General features: G+C 50.9%; 21 protein-coding genes and 1 tRNA gene. 13 read left to right on the forward strand and 9 right to left on the reverse strand.

Annotated features, from left to right (window positions below):
* Window positions 1–187: 187 nt before the first annotated feature.
* Window positions 188–263: transfer RNA gene (locus tag GCU44_RS18605), tRNA-Gly, on the reverse strand.
* An 85-nt stretch (window positions 264–348) separates the two neighbouring features.
* Between GCU44_RS18605 and GCU44_RS18610 the strand changes: the two genes are divergently transcribed.
* The 7 genes from GCU44_RS18610 to GCU44_RS18640 all read left to right on the forward strand — a co-directional run bounded on the left by GCU44_RS18610 (window position 349) and on the right by GCU44_RS18640 (window position 8912).
* Window positions 349–786 (forward strand): (deoxy)nucleoside triphosphate pyrophosphohydrolase, encoded by a 438-nt coding sequence (locus GCU44_RS18610; RefSeq protein ID WP_154858523.1) that lies wholly within the window; start codon window positions 349–351, stop codon window positions 784–786.
* 37 nt (window positions 787–823) lie between these two features.
* On the forward strand, window positions 824–2146 hold the full coding sequence (locus GCU44_RS18615) for a S8 family serine peptidase (RefSeq protein ID WP_154858525.1): 1323 nt from the start codon (window positions 824–826) through the stop codon (window positions 2144–2146).
* Between the two features lie 15 nt (window positions 2147–2161).
* A complete protein-coding gene (locus tag GCU44_RS18620) occupies window positions 2162–2395 on the forward strand; it encodes a hypothetical protein (RefSeq protein WP_154858527.1) in 234 nt (77 codons plus the stop codon).
* Window positions 2396–2710: 315 nt separating this feature from the next.
* A complete protein-coding gene (locus GCU44_RS18625) occupies window positions 2711–4096 on the forward strand; it encodes a sulfatase (protein ID WP_154858529.1) in 1386 nt (461 codons plus the stop codon).
* Between the two features lie 10 nt (window positions 4097–4106).
* Window positions 4107–6701, forward strand: a complete 2595-nt coding sequence (locus tag GCU44_RS18630; protein WP_154858531.1) for a 3-keto-disaccharide hydrolase — start codon at window positions 4107–4109, stop codon at window positions 6699–6701.
* A 122-nt stretch (window positions 6702–6823) separates the two neighbouring features.
* Window positions 6824–7039, forward strand: coding sequence for a hypothetical protein (locus tag GCU44_RS18635; protein WP_154858533.1), 216 nt, complete (start codon window positions 6824–6826; stop codon window positions 7037–7039).
* A 469-nt stretch (window positions 7040–7508) separates the two neighbouring features.
* Window positions 7509–8912: a BNR repeat-containing protein gene (locus GCU44_RS18640; protein ID WP_154858535.1), complete on the forward strand. Its 1404-nt coding sequence runs from the start codon at window positions 7509–7511 to the stop codon at window positions 8910–8912.
* A gap of 189 nt (window positions 8913–9101) precedes the next feature.
* Here the strand turns inward: GCU44_RS18640 and GCU44_RS18645 are convergent, their stop codons facing one another.
* From GCU44_RS18645 to ppgK, 5 genes are all read right to left on the reverse strand, one after another.
* Entirely contained in the window at window positions 9102–9929 is an 828-nt protein-coding gene (locus GCU44_RS18645; protein ID WP_154858537.1) for a universal stress protein, read from the reverse strand.
* Window positions 9930–10135: 206 nt separating this feature from the next.
* Window positions 10136–10738 carry a 3-keto-disaccharide hydrolase gene (locus GCU44_RS18650; protein ID WP_154858539.1) on the reverse strand — a complete coding sequence of 201 codons (603 nt, stop codon included), beginning with the start codon at window positions 10736–10738 and terminating at the stop codon, window positions 10136–10138.
* Between the two features lie 133 nt (window positions 10739–10871).
* Window positions 10872–11198, reverse strand: a complete 327-nt coding sequence (locus tag GCU44_RS18655; RefSeq protein ID WP_206670858.1) for a hypothetical protein — start codon at window positions 11196–11198, stop codon at window positions 10872–10874.
* Window positions 11199–11238: 40 nt separating this feature from the next.
* Entirely contained in the window at window positions 11239–12255 is a 1017-nt protein-coding gene (locus tag GCU44_RS18660; RefSeq protein WP_241685020.1) for a phosphotriesterase family protein, read from the reverse strand.
* A 6-nt stretch (window positions 12256–12261) separates the two neighbouring features.
* Window positions 12262–13008, reverse strand: coding sequence for a polyphosphate--glucose phosphotransferase (gene ppgK, locus GCU44_RS18665; RefSeq protein ID WP_092178655.1), 747 nt, complete (start codon window positions 13006–13008; stop codon window positions 12262–12264).
* A 190-nt stretch (window positions 13009–13198) separates the two neighbouring features.
* On the opposite strand from ppgK, the gene GCU44_RS18670 reads away from it, so the two are divergent.
* Window positions 13199–14071: a sugar phosphate isomerase/epimerase family protein gene (locus GCU44_RS18670; protein ID WP_241685021.1), complete on the forward strand. Its 873-nt coding sequence runs from the start codon at window positions 13199–13201 to the stop codon at window positions 14069–14071.
* Between the two features lie 39 nt (window positions 14072–14110).
* Here GCU44_RS18670 and GCU44_RS18675 read toward each other — a convergent pair whose 3' ends face one another.
* On the reverse strand, window positions 14111–15127 hold the full coding sequence (locus GCU44_RS18675) for a pirin family protein (protein ID WP_154858545.1): 1017 nt from the start codon (window positions 15125–15127) through the stop codon (window positions 14111–14113).
* A 77-nt stretch (window positions 15128–15204) separates the two neighbouring features.
* Window positions 15205–15924, reverse strand: coding sequence for a hypothetical protein (locus tag GCU44_RS18680; RefSeq protein WP_154858547.1), 720 nt, complete (start codon window positions 15922–15924; stop codon window positions 15205–15207).
* A 264-nt stretch (window positions 15925–16188) separates the two neighbouring features.
* On the opposite strand from GCU44_RS18680, the gene rfbA reads away from it, so the two are divergent.
* The 4 genes from rfbA (at window position 16189) to GCU44_RS18700 (ending at window position 19822) form a co-directional block, all read left to right on the forward strand.
* On the forward strand, window positions 16189–17064 hold the full coding sequence (gene rfbA / locus GCU44_RS18685; RefSeq protein ID WP_092178659.1) for a glucose-1-phosphate thymidylyltransferase RfbA: 876 nt from the start codon (window positions 16189–16191) through the stop codon (window positions 17062–17064).
* Between the two features lie 179 nt (window positions 17065–17243).
* Window positions 17244–17603, forward strand: a complete 360-nt coding sequence (locus tag GCU44_RS18690) for a response regulator (protein WP_154858549.1) — start codon at window positions 17244–17246, stop codon at window positions 17601–17603.
* Window positions 17604–17696: 93 nt separating this feature from the next.
* Window positions 17697–17993, forward strand: coding sequence for a hypothetical protein (locus GCU44_RS18695; RefSeq protein WP_154858550.1), 297 nt, complete (start codon window positions 17697–17699; stop codon window positions 17991–17993).
* Window positions 17945–19822: a sialidase family protein gene (locus GCU44_RS18700; RefSeq protein WP_154858552.1), complete on the forward strand. Its 1878-nt coding sequence runs from the start codon at window positions 17945–17947 to the stop codon at window positions 19820–19822. Before GCU44_RS18695 ends, GCU44_RS18700 begins: the two co-directional genes overlap by 49 nt.
* A 13-nt stretch (window positions 19823–19835) precedes the next feature.
* On the opposite strand, the gene GCU44_RS18705 is transcribed toward GCU44_RS18700, so the two are convergent.
* Window positions 19836–21260: an arylsulfatase gene (locus tag GCU44_RS18705; protein ID WP_154858555.1), complete on the reverse strand. Its 1425-nt coding sequence runs from the start codon at window positions 21258–21260 to the stop codon at window positions 19836–19838.
* Window positions 21261–22070: 810 nt separating this feature from the next.
* Between GCU44_RS18705 and katG the strand changes: the two genes are divergently transcribed.
* The gene (gene katG, locus GCU44_RS18710; protein WP_154858557.1) at window positions 22071–24335 is read left to right on the forward strand and encodes a catalase/peroxidase HPI; all 2265 of its coding nucleotides are present in this window, start codon (window positions 22071–22073) and stop codon (window positions 24333–24335) included.
* Window positions 24336–24433 lie beyond the last annotated feature (98 nt).

Here is a 24433-nt window from a genome sequence, read left to right on the forward strand (position 1 = left end):
TCTTATAAATAAAGCCTCCGGTAGCAGTAGCCTTACCGGGGGCTTTTTTTGTGGCTATGGCGTTTGGTGCTTTATTATATTCTTTTTTTTGAACCATACAGGGGCATAGGAATCGACGCTTTTCCCGGGTATTTCCGGGCAGGCTGATTTGGTTTCTGCAAAAAAAATGGCGGAAATAAAAGAGGTATGGAGCGGGTGATCGGGTTCGAACCGACGGCCTTCAGCTTGGGAAGCTGACGCTCTGCCAACTGAGCTACACCCGCCAATAGACAGACGAAAATAAAACTTTTTTTACATTTTTACTGCAAATATCGAAAACAGCTAAATCTTTTTTTTTGTAAACTGATCGTGAACTATCTTCCGGGCATGTTAGTGGTTACCTGCGCAGTTATTTACAATTCCCGAAACGAAGTTCTTGCTGTACAGCGATCTGAAACGATGCGTATGCCGCTGAAATGGGAGTTTCCCGGTGGCAAAGTGGAGCTGGGAGAAACCGAGAAGGAAGCCCTCATACGCGAAATTCGTGAGGAACTGAGGATGACCATTTTTCCAGAAAAGCGAATGCAGCCCGTAAACCATCGCTACGAAACGGGTACCATTTGCCTGGTTCCCTACCTGGCAAGAATCGGCGATGTATCCCCACAATTGACCGAGCACCTTGCGCTTCGCTGGCTGCCCCCCGGGCGCTTGCAGGAGTTGGACTGGGCCGAGGCCGATTTGCCTGTCGTTCAGCAAATACAACAAGGTGGCGCTGGTTTTTTTGATGGAAATACCGTACCTTTTTAGGGTGTAAATACCTACTACCAACACAAGCCCACCATTCATGGATCCCTACACCACCTATCAGGTCCCTTCGGGCGACCGACCCAAATATACCGGCAAGAAGCTGGTGATGCTGGCACCAGGAGCCAGCATGAAAAATATTGATGCGGAAGCGAAGGAAGCCGCGTTGCGCCTGGCACCCTCTAGTGCTTACCGAAAACACGAGGAAGATTACCTCAAAGCCTTTGACGAAGGAGACGGGATCGTTTTTGAGAAATTCGGGGTTGCGGTCATCAACGCGAATAACGATGAGCAAATCAAGTCCCTGGTTTATGCGCACAGTAATTTTCACTACGAAGAGCCGGAACGCTATCTCTACGCTTTGGAAGGTCCGCAAAGTAGAAATTTTGGGCTGGTGCTTTGGCAGCTGATTTGCCGGATTTTTGGAAGAAAAAGCAATCCGCCCGTCACCGGACCCAATCCCGATCCGGTTGAGCCGCTACCCCCGTTGCCTGTTTTTGAAAATAATACCCAAGCCTATTGGGGACTGCATGCCCTTGCTGCCTTGAGTAGTTCGTATACCGGTAAAGGAGTAAAGGTAGCGGTGCTGGACACCGGCATGTACCTGGCCCATCCGGATTTTGCCGGAAGGGAAATCGTCTCCAAATCGTTTATTCAGGGAGAAACTGTAGATGATGCAAACGGACACGGCACCCATTGTGCGGGCATCGCGGTCGGAGGGTTACGGGGAACCAACGGTCCCCGATACGGTGCTGCGTCCGATTCCGGCCTGTACGTGGCCAAGGTGCTGTCTAACGAAGGTATAGGAAGTGATAGCGGAATACTGGCTGGCATGGAGTGGGCGGTAAACGAGGGATGCAAGGTGATCTCCATGTCCCTGGGGGCCTCGGTGGAGGAGGATACCCGGTATTCTGGGATTTACAACGAGCTTGCCGGAAAGGCCATGGATATGGGTACCCTGATTATCGCCGCTGCCGGAAACGACAGCCGTCGCCGACAGGGGCTGATCCGTGCCGTCAATCACCCGGCCAATTGCCCGAACATCCTGGCGGTAGGAGCGCTCGATCGACGTTCTGAAGTAGCCGACTTTTCCTGCGGCGGACTAAATCCGAACGGCGGACTGGTGGATATTGCCGGTCCGGGGGTGGAGGTTTTTAGCTCCTGGAAGCCTCCCCAGGAGTACGCTATTTTAAGTGGGACCAGTATGGCGACGCCGTTTGTGGCCGGGGTAGCAGCGCAGCTCCTGGAGGCTTTTCCCGATGCCACCGCCCGCGACTTATGGGATAAACTTCTCACGCATGCCAGGCAGGTACCCTTGCCCAGCCGTGATGTGGGGAGTGGTCTGGTACAATCACCGCAGTAACATCCGCAGCGAATAATGAAACGAAACTTTATAGCTTCTGTAGAACGGGGATTCGAGCCGCAAATCGAGCAGATCGCAAAAGACCTGCAGGATAGGGGCTGCACCATTTCGCAGATTCTGAAGCTTGCCGGCATCATCAGTGGCTGCACTTCCGGAGAGGAAAAGGACCTGCAAGAGCTTAAAATCAAAGGGATTCGGCATATCGAAGAAGACCGGCAGGTTAGGGCCCTGGGAGGAGGGGGTGCGTAAGTGCAATGGATTGTTTCTGCGAGGAGTTAGGAGGGAGGCTTGGTTTAATAAGCCGGTTAATCAGGAAAAATCCCGCCAATCAAAGGACCAAACGTAGTAAGGAACGGAATTCCTTTCAGAGCTCCTTCGAATAATCCCTGTCATGGAGAAGCCTCGATAATCCCATCCAAGTTCGTTATTCGAGTTTGGAAATTAGCCTCCGGTTTGTTTATTTTTAGGTTCTCTGGATTCGGTGCATGCGGTACGTTTTTCTAACGAATCAACTGCATCGGTTGAATAAATACAACTTGATTGACCTTTAATGGGTATACACGTATGAATAGGTATACATTATTTGGGTTTCTTTGGCTGTATCTGTCTACTTTTTCTATGGTAGCGGCACAAGGAAATTCGGGTCGACCCAACATTGTGCTGATTTTGGCAGACGACCTGGGATGGAGCGATTTGGGCTGCTATGGGAGCTCGTATTACGAGACCCCAAACATTGATCGCTTCGCTGCAGAGGCCTTGCGGTTTACCGATGCCTATTCATCGGCGCCGGTTTGTGCGCCCACGCGGGCAGCCCTGATGACGGGTAAATCCCCGGGCCAACTGCGGCTTACGGCGGTTTTTGACCGAGATTTTGAGAAAATGCCCTTGTTGCCCCCAAATTGGGTCAAGCAGCTTCCGGTAGAAGAAGTGACCCTGGGCGAACGGTTCAAAGAAATCGGGTACACGACGGGCATTATGGGCAAATGGCACCTCGGCAAAACAGCGGATTTTTGGCCGGAAAATCAGGGCTTTGACGTGAATGTTGGGGCCTGGGAGTCCGGGAGGCCCGCTTCGTACTTCCCTCCCTACAAAAACCCAAAAATTTCAGACGAAGTACCGGGCGAGTACCTGACGGACCGCATCGCCCGGGAAGCGGTTGGTTTTATAGAGGATAACCGGGATCGCCCCTTTTTTCTATACCTGCCTTTCTATTCTCCCCATTTACCGCTGGAAGCGCCGGAGGAAACGATCGCCCATTTTCGGGGAAAAGAACCGTACAGGAAGCAAAAAAATCCAACCTACGCGGCCATGGTGGCTCGGTTGGACCAAGCCGTGGGGGCAGTTTTAAAAACCTTGGATTCGTTAGATCTTGCAGACAATACCCTGGTGGTTTTTACCTCCGATAATGGCGGGGTTCTTTCCCTTTCTGAAACGCTTGTAACGGATAATCATCCGCTGCGCGCAGAGAAATTTTTGCTCTACGAAGGAGGTATTCGCGTACCCTTGATTGTACGATGGCCGGGCATCGTTCCGAAAGGATCAAAAACCTCTCAGTTGGCTGTCAGTCACGACATGCTACCGACCTTACTTAGCGCAGCAGGCAGTCCGCTCTTCGATGATCGGATCGAGGGAGTGGACCTTCTTCCTGTGTTTAAACAGGGAGAGTTGGCGAAATTCAACCGGGTTCTAACCTGGCACTACCCGCACTACATGCCACGGCAGGAAATGAAGCCTTCGAGTGCCATTCGGGTAGGCGACATGAAACTGATTCATTGGCATGAAAGCCATAAATTGGAGCTTTACGACCTGGGTAACGATATTGGCGAAAGCCGAAATTTGGCCAAAAGCATGCCCGGCGTAGCGAAAACCCTTTATTCCTACCTGGATGATTGGCGGATGAGAAGGGGCGTGCAAATGCCCGTCCCCAATCCCGCTTTCGTGGAAAATTAAAGCATACAAAATGAATACCCTCAAATCGCTACTTATTTTTCTGGCTGTACTGGTGTCCTCATCGCCGCTGCATGCGCAAGACCGAACCACCACAGGTAAATTTATCGTCGAACCGTCCACGCTTATTTGCCTGGGCTTCGAATGGTATATTTCCGGAGATGCGAATAGGAACGCAAGCGTGGCCGTGCAGTATCGGGAAAAAGGAGCGAACGAATGGAAAAATACCCTACCGCTTCTCCGAATTGGCAATGAAAAAGCAGGAACTCCGGAATGGCAGTACACCACAGAGAACATGTTTGCGGGTAGTATCCTGGATTTGGCACCGGACACGGCTTACGAATGCAAATTTGTTTTAACGGATCCCGATGGAACGGAAGGAGTGACGGAAATTGTACGAGACGTGCGAACGCGAAAAGAACCTCTGCCCTACGAAGTGGGTGACGTCCGGCACGTGTATCCCAAAGATTGGGAAGGCGAACGCATCGAGCCCTCCTACGATGGCCTGTTACACGCGTATTACGGCTATCCCCGGTTTGCTGACTGGATACTTACGACGGATCCCGTGGTTGCTGGAGATAAAATCATCGTTCACGCCGGAGAATACAAGGCGGACTACAAAAATTACCGGGACTTCCATGGGCTAACTTTTGACGGCACCTACTTTCTTACCCAGGACGGAACGGCAGCGCGGCCGATTGTTATCCAGGCGGCCGGGGATGGTGAAGTAGTATTTGACGGCAACGGGAACGGGGTATTGTTTGATGTGACGGCTGCCGACTACCACTATTTTGAGGGCATTTCCTTTCGAAATACCGAAGTAGCGATACGGGCCGGCTTGATGAACGCCTACGGTAGCTCGGGGCTGACAGTAAAGCATTGCTCGTTTCTGGATATCGGCATTGGGATTCAGGGTCAATTCGAAGGGTCTCGGCATTTCTACATCGCAGACAATACGTTTATCGGTCGGGAAGACCGGGATATTGTTTACCATAGCCGGTTGGAAAACGGTAAATCGACCCAGCGAATCAAGTCGTACTATGCGGTGAAAGTTCACGGACAGGGCCACACCGTTTGTTACAACAGCGTGGCCTATTTTTTTGACGGGATTGATATCTGCACGCATGCCAGGCCCGAGAAAGACACCGAAATGAAAGCCGTTGCGATCGATTTTTACAACAACGAGCTTTTTCTGTGCAACGATAATTTTATCGAAGCCGATGGGGGCAACCACAACATTCGTGTGTTACGAAATCGCGGGATCAATTCGGGACAACAGGCATTGTCCAACCAGCCCGTATTGGGGGGACCGGTTTATTGGATACGAAACGTGGTCTACAACAGCGGCAATGCGTCCACCTTTAAGTTTTGGGGAATGTTTCCCGCAGGCATGTTGATGTACCACAATACTTCTTCGGGTATTTTTACCCGGGACGATAAGCCGGGGTCCAACGTACATGCAAGGAATAACTTGTTTTTGCCTTCGGACGATGCGGATTTGCCCACGTTGGGGCTGTATACGTATACCGGCTATTCCTCCCTGGATTACAATGGGTACCGGAAGCGGGATCCCTTTATCGGGTATTTTGGGCCCCAGGCGGGCCTGCGGTACGATTTTTCCGAAGGAAATAGCGCCGAACGTTACGAAAGTTTGGAAGCCTTTCGGCAAGCGACCGGTCAAGAACGCCACGGTAGGGAGGTGGATTACGACATTTTCACAAATGCCGAAGCCCCTCGGTTTAACGCATTCAATGCGCAAAACAAAGCCCTGGGCAACGCCTATCCCGTTTATACGGCGGAGGATTTCGACTTCACGCTCAAGGAGGGGGCCTCCGTGATTGATCAGGGCGTGCACCTGCCGGGGATCAACGACGATTATACCGGGGAAGCTCCCGACCTTGGTGCCTACGAGTTTGGCAAAGAAGTACCGCATTACGGGCCAAGAAAATCCCCGGATGCACTGTCGAATACCCTGTCCTACTGGGAAAAGGAGGAAGGGTGGCAATTGCTTTTTGATGGACGATCGACCGCCGGATGGACCGGGTACAACCTTGACTCCATCACGCCTAATTGGTCAGTAGTGGACGGTGAATTGCGTGCCGATGGATCGGTCGGCGATATCGTCTCGGACATTCAGGTCGCTGATTTTGAGTTGCTGTTTGAGTGGAAAATCACAAAGGGAGGAAATAGTGGTGTTTTTTTCCACGTAAACGAAGGAGAGCATTACCAGAAAATCTGGGAAACGGGTATCGAAATGCAGGTCATGGACAACGAACACAATCCCCTTGGCAGGGACCCTACCAAAGGCGCGGCTTCGCTGTATGCGCTGTATGCACCGAGCAAAGAAGTGGTCACAAAATTTGGCGAGTGGAACACATCCGCAATTACGGTCGTAGATGGGCAGGTTACCTACTGGCTAAATGGCGAAAAAGTGACGGTCTTTGAATTGTGGACAGAAAAGTGGTACGCCGATCGTGAAAAAGGGATACACAACAGCCGCCGGAAACCCGATTGGGGCGAGCAAAAAAGCGGGCGCATGGCACTGCAGGACGAGGGGTTTGAGGTAGCGTTCCGTAGCATCAAATTACGTCGCATAACGGCTGACTAACCTTGAAGAACAACCTCAACTACCAAACCAAACCTTTTTTCTCGTTTCCTGCCTGTTTTCTGATGACATTTTACCTGTTTTTCGATGGATAGGTATAATCACCGCAGAAACAGATGAGGAAAATGTCGAAACGCGCATCATGGAAAGAAATGGGTATCCCCCTGCTCGGGTTGGTATTGCTTGGCTGCAATACCGAAGACCCCAACCCCGAACCGCAGGGCGAGGTTACGCTGTCCTCTCCTACGATCGAACCGGACGGCAGCCTTTCACTCAATGCGACCGCTGGTTTTGAGGCCGCCATTTCTGGACTGGAAGGTAATCCCTCCCTTGTCTTATGAATGGTCGCTTGCGGCCGGCAGGGGCACCTTGATTGTGGATAATCAAGAGAAGGGCCGCAGTGGGAGGGTGCCACGTTTGGACCAAAAGGGGAATTCGTGTATTTTTTGGAGCGCATGGCGTATCCCAAACAAACCCTGGACTCCCGAGCAAGGGAATTGGTCCGGGTAGCTATTGATACCGGAGAAAAAGAATTTATCTCGGCCTATCGGGTTTTTTCAAGCGACCCGAAGGTCTCGCCCGATGGTAACTGGATCGCTTTTGAGCATTCCAAACCAACCCTAGATCCCAAATGGGAGCTGCGCGAACGCCCTGTTTTGGACCGACGATTTTGCGGATTGCATAGCGCATCCCGGGATGGTTTTATGGCTGCGGCTTTCGGAGAATTTGGCCCACCCCTAACCGTTAACCCGTTTATCGTTTTGAATTGTAAAAATCAGGCAGCATATTTAAGTGGAAAATCCTACCGGTATGAAACAACTTTCTTTTTTTCTTCTGTTTGGGCTGCTTTCTTTGCCCGCTTTTGGTCAAACCTCCTCCAGTCCCCTGCTGATCGATGATACCGATAAAAAGGAGACGATTGTGCAAACCCTGTCGATTGACGAGGTTTGGGCAGGACACCCGGTGGGATTTTGCCTGCTTACTCAGGATGACCGGCAGTACATCGCCTATTACAATGCCAACCGCAACATGGTCGTGGGGCAGCGCAACCTCCGTGATCCGGAATTTGCGCTACACATTCTCCCGGCAACGTACCGCGAAACACAGGGAGGCACCAGCACCGTGCTTGGCTGGGATAGCCACAATTCGGTCACGCTGGGTATCGACAAGGAAGGCTTTATCCACCTTTCGGGCAACATGCACGGCCACCCGCTTACCTATTTTCGCAGCACAACACCCCACGATATTTCCACGCTGCAACAGCACATGGAAATGGTCGGCGAAAACGAAAAACGCTGTACCTACCCGCATTTTATGACTACCCGGGAAAACGAATTACTCTTTCATTACCGGGATGGAGGCAGCGGCAACGGCAATGAAATCTACAACCTATACGACTGCGACACGAAGCAATGGACCCGCTTGCTGGATACCCCGCTGACCGACGGGCAGGGAGCAATGAATGCGTATCAGAGCCAGCCCACCTTGATGAAAGATGGGTGGTACCACGTGTACTGGGTATGGCGCGACACGCCCGATTGTTCCACCAATCACGACCTCTCGTACATGAAGAGTCCCGATCTGAAAAACTGGTACAATGCTTTCGGAGAACCGATCCCCATGCCGGCCACCCTTGCCAATACCTCGCTTATTGTGGACCCCATTCCCGTCAAAGGAGGGATCATTAATCTGGCGGCACGCATGGTACTCGATGATCGTAACCTTCCCGTTTTTGCCTACCACAAATACGATTCCGACGGCAACTTGCAGTTCTATACCGCTCAGTTGAAGGCGAAGGGCTGGGTGTATACCCGGGTTACCGACTGGGACTACCGATGGGAGTTTTCCGGTAACGGCAGCATCAACAGCGAGGTGCGGATCAAGGGATTTCAGAAACGGGCAGACGGCTTGTACGAGTTGGACTACTGGCACATCCGATACGGTCACGGTACCATCTTGTTGAATGACCGTTTTGAGAACATTGGAGCGGTGAAAAAGGCGCCGCCTTTCGACGAGCAAGTAGCGGTGGAAGGCAAGTTTCCAGGCCTGGAGGTGCGTACAGCCGGGGATATCGGGGAGTCGCCGGAAAGTGGCATTCGGTACCTATTGAAATGGGAAACCCTAAACCGGAACCGCGATCGACCCAGGGAGAAACCCTGGCCCGAACCGAGCCGGTTGTATTTGTACAAACTGGCTGCTGACGGGGGGGACTAAGCCCCCTGTTGTGAGATTCCCGGTTTGCAGCAGGGAAACCTCATAGCCCGGGGCAGCTTGCTCCCGACGGAAGCAGGTAGTCGAATACGCTGCTGTTTATAAATCAAACAAATCGTCGCCTTTCGACAACGATAAGGCAAAAAAAAGCCGGGAATGCTGCTGCATTCGCGGCCTTTGCGTATCCGATTATTATTCAAATTTAACACTCAATACCGGGATATCCGACTTGAACAACACGGTATCGGTCACTCCGATCTGATAAGAGGCAGAGGATTTTCTGACGTTGGAGGCGATGGCGATGATTCCGGCATTTTGCTCGGACGCATACGCGACAATGCCTTTTTCGGCCTCTTCGTGGTTGTAGATATGGCGGTGGATGATCAAGTCTTCCTGCCCGGAAGCATAGTTCCGCATCAAGGTTTCGGCCCGTGCACTGTCGGTAAACTTATCCGGGGTGTTGATGAATAGGAAATAGACCGATGCTCCGATGGTTTTGATCAGCGGCTTCATGCGGGTAAAGGCAGGCCGACTTGCTTCGTTAAACAAGGAGGCAAAAACCATTTTTTTCATGGCCCTTCCATCAAGGACTTTTTTCACAGCGAGTACGGGGCAGTTCGCCTCTCGCATTACTTTTTGGGTGGTGGATCCGATGAATTTTCCGGATTCGTAGCCCCTTCCATAAGCACCGATGACGATTAGGTCTGCTTTTTGTCGTTCGGCGAGATCTACCAGTACCTGAGCGGGCATGCCCACTTCCACCACCGCCTCGATGGGGGTGTTTTTTACTTTATGGGTGGCAATGAATTCCTTTAGCTTATCTTTTGCCTCCGCTTCAAGGTCCAGGATCTCGGTATATTTGGCCTTCTCCGCTTCGGAAAGGTGTTTCCAGTCCAGTTCTGAAGTGATGGCATTGACACATGTAATGGATGCATCTCCCTTGGCGGCAATTTTTGATGCCGTCAGAAAGGCGTTTTCACTATAGGGAGAAAAATCTACGGGAACAATGATTCGTTTCATGACGATGGTTTTTTTGGTTACAAGCGTTGTTTTCTACCCATGAAACGCGTTTTGAGCACCCAAAAATGGGAAACCGAAACGCATCTCATCGATTGCTTTTCTAGTGTATTTCAAAATAAACAAAATGCTTTTTAAAAAAACATGACCGATGTCATCTGAAAAGCTGATAGTTTCCGTTGATGTTCTTTTTTTTCAATGGAGTTTTTTTACAGTTTGCCGACAAGGATATTTTTGAACCGTATACTCATCTCGTTATTGGGGTGGAGCTGCAATCCGATGGGTCCTTTTTCGGGCATGTTTTCTGAAGTATAGGTCATTACTTCCTGCCCGTTAAGCCATACCGTGTAGGTTTGATCCACCAGTCTCACTTTCATGGTATTCCAGTCATCCAGTTTGAGGAGCTTGGCTACTCCCTGGGCTTCTACCGGATAGGATTTTCCAGGTATGTACGGCGAACCCGTCATGTCCCGCTTTAGGGAGCCGGAAATCCCGATTTGAATCTGATCCTTTTCCGAGCGAAGAAAAATGCCGGAATCGACCACTCCCTTTCCCAGTAGGAAGTCTGCTTGAACTACAAAATCCCCGTATTCCTTTTTTGTCCACAGGGTGGAGCCGGTTTTGGTAGGATCGTTTTCCACATAGATGGTTCCCTCATCCACAGTCCACCAAATATTGTCTTCGGGTTGTACGGTCCAACCTTTCAGATTCTTACCGTTAAAGATGGACTTCATGGGAACATCCTGCGCTGCTGCCAGGTGAACAAGAAAGAGGGCCGTTAGGGCCGTGCATAATGTGATTTTGAATCTCATGATAGATTGGGTTTTATGTGTTGTTTGTATGAATATCCGTTAATAAAAGAGGCATAGCGGTTGCGCACATTTCTCCATTGCAGCGAATACCGGAATTACTTTCCGTAGCTGGGCAATAACCTTGCCTTTTTGATCAATCAATGGAAATCTGATCGTGGTTCAGTCGATAGCCCAGGCGTTCGAATTTCCCCACATTTTCCTGAATGATACAATCCAGGGTGATGTTCAGATAAGCACCAAATTCCGGAGGCATGACGTTTGGGTGCGATTTTCGTCGTTCCTTTATGGATGCTTTTTGCTCGGGTGTCAGCCCGTCTCGTTTGATGGTGCCGATAAAGTGAAAAAATTCCTCCTCAGACATTTTTTCGACGAAAGGTTGCATCCACAAAAGCACGCATCCATACAGCGGTAGTTTCATCATCGTGAAACCTGGACCGTATTTCAATTCATTCAAATCCATAGGTAACGTTTTCTTTGGGGTTATACGTTAAGTAATCTGTTTATTCACCAGTAAGTAATCGTTTTTCAATGGCAAAAGCCCGGGCCGGGTTTTTTACCAGTAACAGATCAATTTCTTCTTCCGAAAATCCGTTTTGCAGCAGCAGGGGTACGAACTGCGTGCCGATGGTGGAGAAATCCCGAAACTCTCCTCCGTCCGGTTCACCGGGTCGGTACCAGCCTGCGTCGTGGGAAATTAGCACTTGCTGGAGCCAACCTTCCTCTTTTAAATAAACCAATCTTTTCAGGTAGTCTTCCAGGTTGGAGGGCTGTATCCCATCCAGGCTAATCCAAGCGCCCTCCTGTGCAAGAAGGGAATAGTTTTCCAGTAGGGGTTCGTTCTGTGCATGCACCCAGATAAAGGCGCTGGGGTGCACTCCGCTCGCTTTCAATAGGTCCACCTGCTGTTTTGCGGGTAAAAATGGACCGGTATGGGAAGCGATGGTCAAGCCCGTTCGTTTGTGGGTTATTCCAGCAGCGGCAATCAGTTTTCGATGCAAGTCCGACAGGGGGCCACTGTTCACACCAATTTTGATAAATCCGGGTTTGATACCCGTTTCCCCGATCCCGTTCTCCCATTCGTCGGTCCAGATGGCGGCCAGCGTCTCGGCGGTGGAGGAAAAGGCATGGGCCGGCAAAAACTTGTTGTCTACTGCACCGTAGTACCCAGTATTGGTCAGTATATGCACCCCCGTCCGTATCGAAAGTTCGCGGAGCAATTCGGGATCTCTTCCCAGGTAAGCCGGGGTGCAAGAAACCAGGGTTCGAATAGCCATTTCTGGCAATGCTTCCACATAGGGAAGAACTTGTTGTACTACTTCTTTTCGGTCCCAGCGGGAAGCGGTAATTTCGGCCGCACCAATAAAGTCTACCAGCAAATGCTCGTGAATCAGACTTCGGCCCATTTGTTCGGCAGGCAGCGGGCCCCGTACCGTCATGATTTCCGGTACCTGACCGTAACCGGGTAGCAGTCCGCTGGATAGTACCGTCAGGAACAGAAGACAGCGAAAGCTTTTCATCGTCATTTAGGCGTTTAATTTCAAATGGGCTGCCACGGCCGCTCCAATGATTCCCGCTTCGTTTTTATTTTCGGCGGCGATGACCGGAACCTCCACCGTGATTTCATTCTCGAATTTGTCCAGCTTTTTGCTGGCTCCACCACCCAAAATAAACAGGTCCGGAGAAATGATTCGAACGGTATGTTTTAAGAATTTATTGAAGCGTTTCCCCCAGGTTTTGTAGCTGAGGTTCTCTTTCTTTCGCGCGGAATCGGCGGCAAAAAACTCGATGATTTCTCCGTTTTTGTAGTAGATGCGGCCCAGCTCGAAGTTAGGAATCAGTTGTCCGTTATAAAAAACCCCCGTACCCAGTCCCGTACCGATGGTGACGGTAACGACCAACCCCATCTGTCCTCTGCCGGCACCGAATGTCATTTCGGCAAGGCCCGCCGCGTCGGCATCGTTTATCACGACTACTGGAAGACCGGTTTTTTCGGCAAGCAACTGATCGACCTGAACGCCTACCCAGCTTTTATGGATGTTGCTTTTGGTCATGCATCGCCCGTTGGCTACCACCGTGGGGAACCCACAGCCGATGGGACCTTCCCATGCAAAATGATTGACCAGTGTTTGGACGGCTTCCGCGACGCTTTCTGGTTTGGTAGGTCTGGGAGTAGGGACCCTGAACCGCTCTGCTGTCAACTCCCCTGTTTCGATATTTACCGGGGCTGCCTTGATTCCGGACCCTCCTATATCCAATCCTAATACTTCCATTCAAATACCTTTACTTTCCAACAAAAATTTATTTCGGCAAACCAAGTTAGCAAAAATTAGCCTGAATACGTTCTTCGCCGTAGCGAAAATACGAAAACAAACCGAATCATTCCATAAAACTAAAATTCTTCCTAGCTTTATTCCCGCATAGCATGCGTAAGCGATTGTATACCTTAATAAACCTTATTTCATGGAAGTAACCCAACACAGAAGATCCTTTATTAAAAAGCTAGGCATGCTTGGTCTGGCCACTGCCACCGGTGCCCATTGGCTTCAGGCGGCTCCCGCACAAAAACAGATTGGACTGCAACTGTATTCCTTACGAGCGGATATCGACGGCAACGTTTCCGGAATTTTGCAGCAAGTGGCCGCTATAGGCTTTACCCATCTGGAAGCGGCAAACTATTCGGAGGGCACCATTTACGGGTACGCGCCGGAAGAAATCAGGAAAATGATTGCCGACCTCGGTATGTCCATGCAAAGCGCCCATGTGGGCGGTCCCAGGGATTTCTCGGGAGCAAAACATGGAGAAGCCTTGGATTGGTGGAAAGCGGCGGCCGCAGCGCACGCAGCAGTCGGAGCAAGTTTTCTGATCAAGCCCTCTATGCCCAAACCTGACAGCTTGCAGGAGTTGGAAAAATGGTGCAATTATTACAACGAAATCGGTACGATTGCCAATGCAAACGACTTGCAATTTGGGTTTCACAACCATTCCAGGGAGTTTGATGAAATAGAGGGTCAGGTGATGTATGACTTCATGCTAGAAAATACCGATCCGGATCTTTTTTGCATGGAACTCGACGTGTATTGGGCAACCAAGGCAGGCAAGGACCCGGTCGCCTACCTGAAAAAATACGCGGGTAGGTTTCCCCTTTTGCACATCAAAGACGAAGAGGAAATTGGTCAAAGTGGCACCATGAATTTTGGGCCAATTTTTGACGCAGCCTATGCACAAGGGATGAAAGGCTACTATGTGGAGGTAGAGCGCTACAATCACACTCCAATCAAAAGCGTGGAGATGAGTTACGACTACCTAAACGAAGCCGCTTACGTGCGCGGATGAAAAAAAGAAACCGGCGAAGTTTTTCGCCGGTTTTTTGAGTCAGTCTTTGATTTCTTCCCGCCCGTCCGCATGGATGGCAAATCGCCCACGCTCCCGGGGATGGGTGTGTTCGTGGCTCGACCAGGGCCAGCCCCCAAACTGGGTGCGCTGAAACTCGTGCACAGCATCTTGTATCTCCTGATTGCTATTCATGACAAAAGGCCCGTGCTGAACCACTTTTTCCCGTATGGGTTTTCCCTGCAGGTAAAGGAAATAACCCGGTTGTGCACCGTTTTTTACCGTTACGGACGCCTGTTCTCCAAAATCAACCGAGTGCTTCTCGGAAATGGGCATCCCGGCAATTTCGATGCGCTCTCCCGCGTAGAAAAACAAACTTCTATCGGTGCCTTCCCCGACTGCGGGCAGCGTAAACGTTGCCCCGGCTTCGGCGTTGATCAGCCAGATGGCCACCTCGTTTTCGGGATCGGCTGCGTAGGAATCGGGGGCTGCTGCCAGTGCCCGCTGCTCAGCCAGTTTTCCGGCGATCAACTTGAACTGTGTTTGCTTTCCCAGTTCGTCTCTGACGACGGCCACCGGAATCTCTTCTTTCCACATCATCTTGAAATGCGCCGGTACTTGCTTTTTCGCCTGCGGCAGGTTGAGCCAGATTTGAAAGAGGTGCAGTTCGTTTTTCTTTTTTTCGTCGAGTAGGGGGAACATCTCCGAATGCATGACGCCTCTACCGGCGGTCATCCATTGCACGTCCCCATTGCCAAACCTGCCAGCGGCACCCAGCGAATCGGAGTGGTCAACCAATCCTTTTTCCACAATGGTGACGGTTTCAAAGCCTTTGTGTGGGTGTGCGGGAAAACCAGGGACCTTGCTTCCATGGTACATGCTCCATCCGTCTTTGCCGGAAAAGTCCTGTCCGATTTGCCTGCCACTCAGACCGGATACGGGGGATAAGTCGGGCTTTCCTTCGGGATAGGCGTCCTGATGGTGGGCACAGAATAAAAAGGGATCCTGCGTTTGCCAGTGAAACCCCAGCGCATGAATTGCTTTTAATGTTGCAGTCATAGTCGGATTAATTTACATGTATATACATGTAAAAAGGATAAACGCTGCGTAAAAGTTCCCGGAAAGAAATGGCAGGATTAATCCACTCCTCTGAGTGGATTGATATACCGTCTGAAGACCAGTTGCCCGGATACGGGATAATCATTAAATTGGTTAAAGCCTACGTTACCATCCAGCTCATCCGAGAACGTAAGAAAAAGAGACCCTTCCAAAGCGATATCGGTATATAAGTTAAGCTTGTAGCTGAGGCCGCCGCGCACCGGTACGTACCCAACGATCCGGCTGTGGTTGCTGCTAGAGGTTTCATTGCCTTCGATTCGGGTTTCCTCGTTTAAGTTGAGCAGCAAGCCCAGGCCTGCACCCAGGTACGCATTAAGCCGTTTTCGTTGGGTGTGGTTTTCGGAGCTGAAGAGTTGCAGGGTAGGCATCAGGTCTAAAAAGATCAGGTTGTTTTTGCTTTCAATTGCCTGTCCGTTTGCCTCCCAGCTAGCGATGGTTTGCGGGGTGAAGTAGTCCTGATCCTGACTTTGTGTACGTTGGTAGCCCAGGTAACCTCGCAGGTCGAGGTGTGGATGGAGTTTTCTACCGTAGGCAACCGAAGCAGCAGGGCCTATCTTGACATCCAGGCCCCGAAACCTACCCGAATTGTCTGAATACATGGCGCCGAGCCCCAATCCTGCCTGCACGTATTGGTTTCTGGATATTTTCTCTTTGTAAAAGTTTTGACCGGATACCCTCAGGGGAAGCAGCGGGGCGGCAAGTAGAAGCAGCGAAATTACGGAGAGTAGTTTTTTCATGTTAGGCCTACGCGGTTTGGTTCATCTAGTAACGGTTAAAAGTATCATTTCTTGCGGAGAAGTTGAATCTTAGCTACAAAAAATTCATGGAAATAGATAGGAAATTTCAACAGATAAGAAATATTACCTATTTTAGGTGCAACTAAACTTTGGAATAGGTATGCAAGCAAGCGCATTTTAGTTTTCTCTTGGTTGTTGCCCGTAGTATTTTTGTTTGGCCCATTGGGTCGGTTTTGTATGTATTTTGACTAACGCATTGTTTTTATGAAAGGAATTATTTTAGCCGGGGGTTCAGGCACCCGCCTCTATCCCCTGACGATTGCCGTAAGCAAACAGCTCATGCCCGTTTACGACAAACCCATGATTTATTACCCGCTCTCAGTCTTGATGATGGCGGGTATTCGGGAAATTTTAATCATCACCACGCCCGAAGACCACGAGGCATTCCGTAAATTGCTGGGAGACGGGAGTCAGGTGGGCTGTGATTTCCAGTTTGCGATTCAACCAAAACCCGAGGGCCTGGCTCAGGCCTTTATCATCGGAGAAAAATTTATCGGCGAGGATAAGGTAGCGCTGATTTTGGGAGACAACATTTTCTACGGTACTGGTCTGTACAGTACGCTTAAAAACCATACCGACCCGGACGGTGGGGTGGTATTTGCCTACCACGTAAACGATCCGCAGCGCTACGGGGTGGTAGAATTTGACAGTCAGTACAAGGTGCTGAGCATTGAGGAGAAGCCCACCGCGCCGAAGTCCAACTTTGCGGTTCCCGGATTGTATTTCTACGACAACGAGGTGGTGGAAATTGCAAGAAATATTCAACCAAGCAGCAGGGGAGAGCTGGAAATAACCGATATCAATAATGTGTACCTGAAAAAAGGAAAACTCAAGGTAGGGATCCTGAACAGGGGCACGGCATGGCTGGATACCGGCACCCACCAATCCCTATTGCAGGCGGCACAATTCGTTGAAGTCATCGAGGAACGGCAGGGATTGAAAATCGGCTGCATCGAAGAAATCGCCTTCCGAAACGGGTTTATCAACCAGGAAGAACTGATAAAGTCCGCGGAAAAATTGGGAAAAAGTGGCTACGGCGAATACCTCAAAAAACTGGTTAGTCAAAATTTGAATTTTTAAACGCATCGTTTTTTAGCCATTCCGGAAGAAACACATCCTTTCTCATTTTCTAAATGCATTAAACATAATTTGAAAAGCAAAAAAAATGATAAAAAACGTTTTTCCCTTGCGGGGTATGTTTTTTTGTCTTATGTTTGCAATAGGTAATATGTTTTTTGAAGCATAATAAATGTAGTTCGATGATGGATATTGTTTTGGTTGATGACGACAGGGTGAGTACGTTCGTTACGGAAAAGTTTATTCGTAAAAGCATGCACGGTCCCTATCGGATCCACACCTTTGATTCGGCTGCGGAAGCACTGCAACGGGTTCAGGAAATCCGACCCCGTTACCTTTTTTTGGATCTGGTCATGCCTCACATGAATGGCTGGGATTTTTTGGAGCAGTTTACTCCGGAAGATAAAGAATCTGAGGTATACATATTAAGTGGGTCCCTGGATGAGCGAGACCTTGAAAAAGCGAGCAGCAATCGTAAAGTGAAAAAATTTCTTTCCAAGCTATCTGTGCCGGAAAGCATTCCGGAAATATTTCGGAACTAACGTCTTTTTGTAGGGTTTAAGATTAATTTTTGATCGAAAGCGCATAGGTCCCAGACTCTGTCCGGGACCTGTGTTTTTTTGGCTAACCCCAGATTGGCTGGGAACTGGCATCCCGCCCTCCTCGTGGTAGCAGGGGGTCGCGCTCAGGATGGGGAGCAAGCAGTGGCCGGCCTGAAATCCGAACCTGCCCGGGATGTTTGCCGGCTACCGGGAATTAGTTTTCGCGTCCTGCCATGGTTTTTTTCGCTTAGCCCGTACAATCCGGGTGAAGTAGCTGCCTTCAAACGGAGTTTTGACCTGCCTTACCCAAAAAGAACTGGCAAGCTGGTAAAAATAATGGAATGCATCTCCATGGGATTTCCGGAGAAAATTTTACATTTAGTGGTGTAAATCCGTTTCACCTGTACCCCTTGCTGATCATGCAACTTCCAATCGCTGTACTGGGCTTCTTTGTTTGCTTTCTGATGTTTTTGTCGACCGAATCTGTCCGTGCGCAGAAAAGCGATTGGCGGGATTTTGCCAACGGCAAGTCTATCTATGCCAACGGATACATCGACCAGCCCTATGTAGTGGTCTTACCTGACGAAAGCTGGCTTTGTGTGTTCACCACGGGAACCCTGCATGAGGGGGAAATCGGGCAGCACGTGGTCGCTTCCCGGTCTACAAACCAGGGGGCCAGCTGGTCTGAACCTGTAGCCATCGAACCGGCTTCCGGCCCAGCAGCCTCTTGGGTCATGCCCTATCAGACGGATTTTGGGCGGGTCTATGCCTTCTACATCTACAACGGCGAGGAAGTGACTACCCTAAACGGAAAGTCTATCCGAAACGACATGCTGGGTTGGTACTGCTACAAGTATTCCGATGATGGTGGGCAGACCTGGTCAAAACGGTATCGATTGCCAATACGAAAAACCAATGTGGACCGTGGCAACGATTGGGGAGGAGACGTGCAAATTATGTGGGGAATCGGCAAGCCGATTTCCTATGCCGGAGGTATGCTGTTTGCCTTCACCAAATTGGGGAAATACATGCTTGACCAGGGAGAGGGCTGGTTCGTTTGGAGTGAAAACATTGCCACCGAGCGTGAGGTGGAGAAATTGCACTGGAAACTACTGCCCGAGGGAGAAGAGGGGCTTCGAAATCCCGCCTTCGGTTCGGTACAGGAAGAGCAAAACGTCGTATCCTTGAACAACGGCGACTTGTACAGCATGTATCGGACACGCATGGGATACGCAGCGGATGCCTACAGCCGGGACGGCGGTAAAAGCTGGTCCTTGCCGGAGGTTGCCAGGTATGCCGACGGCCGGAAAATAAAAAATCCCCGTGCCTGCCCCCGAATCTGGAAATGCGACAACGGTAAGTACTTGCTCTGGTACCACCACCACAGTGGGGATGATTTTTCGGACCGCAATCCGGCCTGGATTGCCGGAGGTATTGAGAAAGACGGAAGGATACACTGGTCCCAGCCCGAGATTTTTATTTACGGGGAGGACTTGTCGTACGATACGGGACGCTACAGTTACCCGGATCTGATCGAACAGGACGGGGAGTATTGGGTCACCACTACGAATAAGGCGAGTGGTAGATTGATACCCGTGGACGCAGCGTTGCTGGAGGGGCTCTGGTCTCAACTCGATCCGGGGACTGGCCCGGAACTGCCCGCGCCGGTAGCCGATTTTACGAAGCAGTTCCTCGCTGGTCAGGGGGTGATCCAACTGAAATCCAGTGACTTCGATCGGGAGGGGCCCCTTTTGGAGGCAGGGAATCCCCGTGGAGGTTTTGCCCTCGAGCTGGAGTTGGTGTTTTCTTCCTTGAAGCCTGGACAGGTGCTGCTTGATATGCGGGTGGAGAATGGCGACGGGGTTCTGGTGGAATCGGTCGGCTACCGGCAGGTGCAACTAAGCCTCATGGCTGGGGGCAAGAAAGGCAGTTGGACCTCGGATCCCGGTCAATTAGCCATCGGTTCGTCGCATCGCCTTTCCTTTCTCGTCGACAATGGACCAAAGGTGATTCAAGTTTTGCTTGATGGCGTCCTAGGTGACGGTGGAGAAAGCCGGCAATACGGCTGGACCCGGTACGATCCCGACCTGGGAACCATCCGCTTACCCGAACGTTGGGCAGTCAATTCCGGAGTGGTTCGGGCGGTGAAAATCTACAAAAGACCCCTTTCGGTCTCGGAGGCCATGCGTGCACAAGCACAGGCCCTGTCCGGGGAGTAAACCGGGCAGACGCCTACCAGTCCTTTTTCCAAATGGCCCCTCCCCGGTACCGTTCTCCGACCGGATACCGGGGAGAAGGAGTTACTTCCGATTCCATCAGTTGCCCGATTTTATCCACCAACTCGGGGTGTTTTCCGGCCAGATTATTCGTTTCCGCCGGATCGGTAGACAGGTCGTAGAGTTCGATCGGCTGATTTTTTCCTCTCCGAATGCCTTTCCAGTCACCCATCCGGATTGCCTGGTCGTACCGCTCGCGGGTATGGCCGAAATCCCAGTACAGCACCCGGTCACTGTGGGGAAGCTGCTTGCCCCTTAGCGCCTCGACCTGGGATTGCCCATCCAGTCTTTCCGGTAGGGGTGCACCGGCTAGGGCTGCAAAGGTGGGAAGCATGTCTTGAAATGCCAGGATCGCCGTCGATTCCCGTCCTGCGGGAATCTGGCTGGGCCAGGAGGCGATAAAGGGGACCCGGATGCCTCCCTCGTACAAGTCCCTCTTGAAGCCCTTCAGCATGCCATTGGTTTTAAATCCTTTCCAGGTAGCGCTGTGTCCACCATTATCGGAGGTGAAAATGATCAGGGTGTTCTCCCGGATTCCCAGGGCCTCGAGGAGCGCAATGATTTTCCCAACGTCTTTGTCCAGTCGGTGAATCATGGCGGCGTATTTTTTGGCTCGCTCCGGCCAGTCTTTTTCTGCGTAAGGGCTGGTGGAAGGGACTGTCAATCCGTGCTCGTCCTCCTCCGTTGCCGAAAAATGCGGCAAGGTATACGCTGCGTACAAAAAGAAGGGTGAATCTGCTGCCTGCCGAATAAAATTGAGCGCAGCGTTGGTCAGGATATCATGGCTGTAGTGATTTCTCAGAATAGGGTTATCCAGCAGGTGGATTTTCCGTTCGTCGTGATCCAGATAGCTGGGGTAATAATAGTGGGCATGGTCTTGATTCAGGTACCCGGTCCAGGTATCAAAGCCCTTCGCCGTTGCTCGCCCGGCTGTCCGGGCATCGCCAAGGGACCACTTGCCCACGCCTCCTGTTTGGTAGCCGGCGTCTTTTAGCACCTGTGCCAGGGTGATATCTCCTGAGCGCAGGTAGGTTGGGTAATGCGGTACATTATCCCGGGCAACTGTATGGCCGTTGTGTAAGCCTGTCATCAATACGCTTCTGGAGGAAGTACAGACCGGCCCTCCGGCATAGGCCTGCGTAAAACGGATTCCCTCTGCCGCAAGGGCGTCGATATGGGGTGTTTCAATGTGTTCCTGCCCGTACGGGCCGGTATCCCCGTAGCCCAAATCATCGGCCATGATGAAAACGATATTGGGCCGGGCTGCTTTGACGGATTGCCGGGCCTCGGTGGACAGCAGGGCAGCTAGCCACACCCCTACTGTAGCAATGAGCAATGGTAGCGGCGAAGGCAGGGCACGTGTGAATGGGAAGAGCGGCATAGGGTTGTATTTGTTTGAATCAGGCGATTGAGGAAAGGATTGTCCCGTCCTTGGTTCCGCGATTCCAGTCGAGCCGATCAATCGGCGGGCAAACCGGATCGGAGTTTCCACACCCACAGCATGTGAACGCATTTCGTGCCGGGAAACCAGTGAAATCTCCTAAAAAACGGAATAATTATTGAATTTTCCCGTAAATGAGCCCATTTTCTGGAACACAACGGAAGAAAGAGACCGTGCAAAAAAAAACAGGCCAGGGGCCATCCATCCCGTTTCCTTCAGGAAATAACAGGAAATGAAGCCGATACCCTACCATTTTACGCCCCTTTCTTTTCTGTAAACGGGGAACAAGCGACTGCACTCCAGAAAAATAAGGCAGCCGCCCGGCTGTGCGGCATCGAATGAAATCCCCCCGGAATCTGTGGAATTCGCCTATTCCCATTTGGTGGCAGGCCCCAGGCGCAGCCAGATCAATTAGGAGGCAGATGCTGCGGGAGCATGCGGGTATCCTTGTAAGCCCTTTTTGCGAGGCTAAGGCACTTGACCAAATCGGTATATCGTTTTGCGCAAGGTTGCGCCCTTTTGCTTTTTTGGTACGCTGGCTTCCGGTGAAGGATCCTCTGCATTTTTCTCGGATGTTTGGTGTAAGCTACTGATAACAAATAGGTTGACCGATGTTTATTTTATTATCGGATGAAAAGCCAAATAGAATGATTGATTTCTTCGAACATATATCGAAAAAATCAATGATAATTATTAACTGATAGAAATTACCTTTGATACTCTATTCATAAAATAACTGGTAAAAAAAGCATGAAAAAATCGATCGTTTTTAGTTGGCTTCTGATCATGGGAGCACTTTTTTCAGGATGTCAACGCACGAGTGAGCCGGAAGCCGATGGGTATTCCGGGGCAACCCAAAAGAGTAATTCCAACCGCATTGCGACCAGTAACAGCGACTGGTGGCCGAATCAGTTGAATCTGAGTATTCTTCGCCATAATTCTTCCCTATCCAATCCGATGGGGGAATCATTCAGTTACGCGGCAGCCTTTAACAGTCTGGATTATCAGGCTTTGAAAAAGGATATAGAGGCGGTGATGACCGAATCGCAGGATTGGTGGCCGGCGGATTACGGGCATTATGGGGGGTTGTTTATCCGCATGGCCTGGCACAGTGCAGGTACCTACCGGACCGGCGATGGTCGCGGGGGCTCCCGTTCCGGACAACAGCGGTTTGCTCCCCTAAATAGCTGGCCGGACAATGCCAATCTCGACAAAGCAAGGCGCTTATTGTGGCCCATCAAACAAAAATACGGGGATAAGATTTCCTGGGCGGATTTGATGGTCCTTACCGGCAACGTTGCATTGGAATCCATGGGCTTCAAGACCTTCGGCTTTGCCGGTGGGAGAGAAGACGTATACGAACCGGAGTTGGACGTGTATTGGGGTGCAGAAGGTAAATGGCTTGGTGATGAAAAACGCTATTCTGGCGAGCGGGAATTGGAAAATCCCCTGGCGGCAGTACAAATGGGACTTATCTATGTAAATCCGGAAGGGCCCAATGGCAATCCGGACCCGGTACTGGCGGCCCACGACATTCGCGAAACATTCGGAAGGATGGGCATGAACGACGAAGAAACCGTCGCCCTGATAGCCGGCGGACACACGCTGGGCAAGACCCACGGCGCAGGAGACGCCTCCCATGTCGGGCCGGAGCCCGAGGCCGCCGATATCGAAGCACAAGGCCTGGGATGGAAAAGCACGTACAAGTCGGGTAAGGGAGCCGATGCGATTACTTCCGGGTTGGAAGTAATCTGGACCTCTACTCCGGCTAAATGGAGTCATTTGTTCTTTTTTAACCTGTTCGAAAACGAGTGGGAGTTGACCAAAAGCCCTGCTGGCGCCCATCAGTGGGTAGCCAAAGACCCGAAAATGATGGTTCCGGATGCCTTTGATCCGGAAAAACAGCACAAGCCCACCATGCTAACTACCGATTTATCCCTACGATTTGATCCGGTTTACGAGAAAATTTCCAGGGGTTTTTACGAAAATCCGGAGAAATTCAACGACGCCTTTGCACGCGCCTGGTTTAAACTTACCCACCGGGATATGGGCCCCAAAACGGCGTATCTGGGTCCGGAAGCACCGACGGAAGATCTGATCTGGCAAGATCCTATCCCAGCCGTAAACCATCCCCTGATCAACACCCAAGACATTGGCGCATTAAAGACGAGTTTGTTAAATTCCGGATTGTCAATTAGCGAGCTGGTCAGCACTGCCTGGGCCTCGGCATCCACCTATCGGGGCTCGGATAGAAGAGGCGGCGCCAATGGCGCACGTATCCGTTTGGCTCCACAAAAAGATTGGGAAGTCAACAACCCGGAGCAATTGGCAAAAGTATTGGGAGTGCTTGAAACCATCCAAACCGAATTCAACGAAAACGCCGGAAATAGGAAAGTATCCATGGCCGACCTGATCGTGTTGGGAGGCAATGCTGCCGTGGAACAAGCTGCTGCCAATGCTGGCTACCAGGTAAGGATTCCTTTCGTTCCCGGACGAATGGATGCTACCCAGGAACAAACCGATGTGGCGTCCTTTGACCTGCTGGAGCCCATGGCGGATGGCTTTCGCAATTACCTGAAAACCCAGTACACCATTTCTACGGAAGAGTTGTTGCTAGACAAGGCCCAACTACTCACCCTAACCGCTCCTGAAATGACGGTATTGGTGGGCGGCATGCGTGCGCTTAACGCGAACTACGATGGATCCGGGCACGGGATTTTCTCCGATAAGAAAGAGACCCTTACCAATGAGTTTTTTGTGCACCTTTTGGACATGGGGACCGAATGGAAGGCCAGCTCCGAGAGCAAAGAAACCTTTGAAGGAAGGGACCGGGCTACCGGAGAACCGAAGTGGACCGCTACCCGGGCAGACCTGATATTCGGATCCAACTCCGAGTTGCGTGCCCTGGCCGAGGTATACGCCAGCGAAACGTCCAAAGAAAAATTCGTCTCCGACTTCGTTGCTGCCTGGGACAAGGTGATGAAACTCGACCGATTTGACCTGATTTATCAATAAACTCTATGCAGGTTTTCCGGTTAGGAAAGCAGGCGTGACGGCCATGAATTAAGCCAGATCCACGGATCTGGCTTTTTTTGTTGCGTCCGATCCCAGCG

Origin of the sequence: Cyclobacterium xiamenense (assembly GCF_009467825.1) — a bacterium.
Lineage (GTDB): Bacteria > Bacteroidota > Bacteroidia > Cytophagales > Cyclobacteriaceae > Cyclobacterium > Cyclobacterium xiamenense.

What these genes read in the sequence shown, in the direction of transcription:
- GCU44_RS18690 (WP_154858549.1), top strand. Translation starts at nt 17,244, where the DNA reads ATGATGGATATTGTTTTGGTTGATGACGACAGGGTGAGTACGTTCGTT.
- GCU44_RS18620 (WP_154858527.1), top strand. Translation starts at nt 2,162, where the DNA reads ATGAAACGAAACTTTATAGCTTCTGTAGAACGGGGATTCGAGCCGCAA.
- GCU44_RS18625 (WP_154858529.1), top strand. Translation starts at nt 2,711, where the DNA reads ATGAATAGGTATACATTATTTGGGTTTCTTTGGCTGTATCTGTCTACT.
- GCU44_RS18675 (WP_154858545.1), bottom strand. Translation starts at nt 15,127, where the DNA reads ATGACTGCAACATTAAAAGCAATTCATGCGCTGGGGTTTCACTGGCAA.
- GCU44_RS18640 (WP_154858535.1), top strand. Translation starts at nt 7,509, where the DNA reads ATGAAACAACTTTCTTTTTTTCTTCTGTTTGGGCTGCTTTCTTTGCCC.
- GCU44_RS18655 (WP_206670858.1), bottom strand. Translation starts at nt 11,198, where the DNA reads ATGGATTTGAATGAATTGAAATACGGTCCAGGTTTCACGATGATGAAA.
- GCU44_RS18645 (WP_154858537.1), bottom strand. Translation starts at nt 9,929, where the DNA reads ATGAAACGAATCATTGTTCCCGTAGATTTTTCTCCCTATAGTGAAAAC.
- GCU44_RS18670 (WP_241685021.1), top strand. Translation starts at nt 13,199, where the DNA reads ATGGAAGTAACCCAACACAGAAGATCCTTTATTAAAAAGCTAGGCATG.
- GCU44_RS18630 (WP_154858531.1), top strand. Translation starts at nt 4,107, where the DNA reads ATGAATACCCTCAAATCGCTACTTATTTTTCTGGCTGTACTGGTGTCC.
- GCU44_RS18635 (WP_154858533.1), top strand. Translation starts at nt 6,824, where the DNA reads ATGTCGAAACGCGCATCATGGAAAGAAATGGGTATCCCCCTGCTCGGG.
- GCU44_RS18660 (WP_241685020.1), bottom strand. Translation starts at nt 12,255, where the DNA reads ATGAAAAGCTTTCGCTGTCTTCTGTTCCTGACGGTACTATCCAGCGGA.
- GCU44_RS18615 (WP_154858525.1), top strand. Translation starts at nt 824, where the DNA reads ATGGATCCCTACACCACCTATCAGGTCCCTTCGGGCGACCGACCCAAA.
- GCU44_RS18680 (WP_154858547.1), bottom strand. Translation starts at nt 15,924, where the DNA reads ATGAAAAAACTACTCTCCGTAATTTCGCTGCTTCTACTTGCCGCCCCG.
- katG (WP_154858557.1), top strand. Translation starts at nt 22,071, where the DNA reads ATGAAAAAATCGATCGTTTTTAGTTGGCTTCTGATCATGGGAGCACTT.
- GCU44_RS18650 (WP_154858539.1), bottom strand. Translation starts at nt 10,738, where the DNA reads ATGAGATTCAAAATCACATTATGCACGGCCCTAACGGCCCTCTTTCTT.
- ppgK (WP_092178655.1), bottom strand. Translation starts at nt 13,008, where the DNA reads ATGGAAGTATTAGGATTGGATATAGGAGGGTCCGGAATCAAGGCAGCC.
- rfbA (WP_092178659.1), top strand. Translation starts at nt 16,189, where the DNA reads ATGAAAGGAATTATTTTAGCCGGGGGTTCAGGCACCCGCCTCTATCCC.
- GCU44_RS18700 (WP_154858552.1), top strand. Translation starts at nt 17,945, where the DNA reads ATGCATCTCCATGGGATTTCCGGAGAAAATTTTACATTTAGTGGTGTA.
- GCU44_RS18705 (WP_154858555.1), bottom strand. Translation starts at nt 21,260, where the DNA reads ATGCCGCTCTTCCCATTCACACGTGCCCTGCCTTCGCCGCTACCATTG.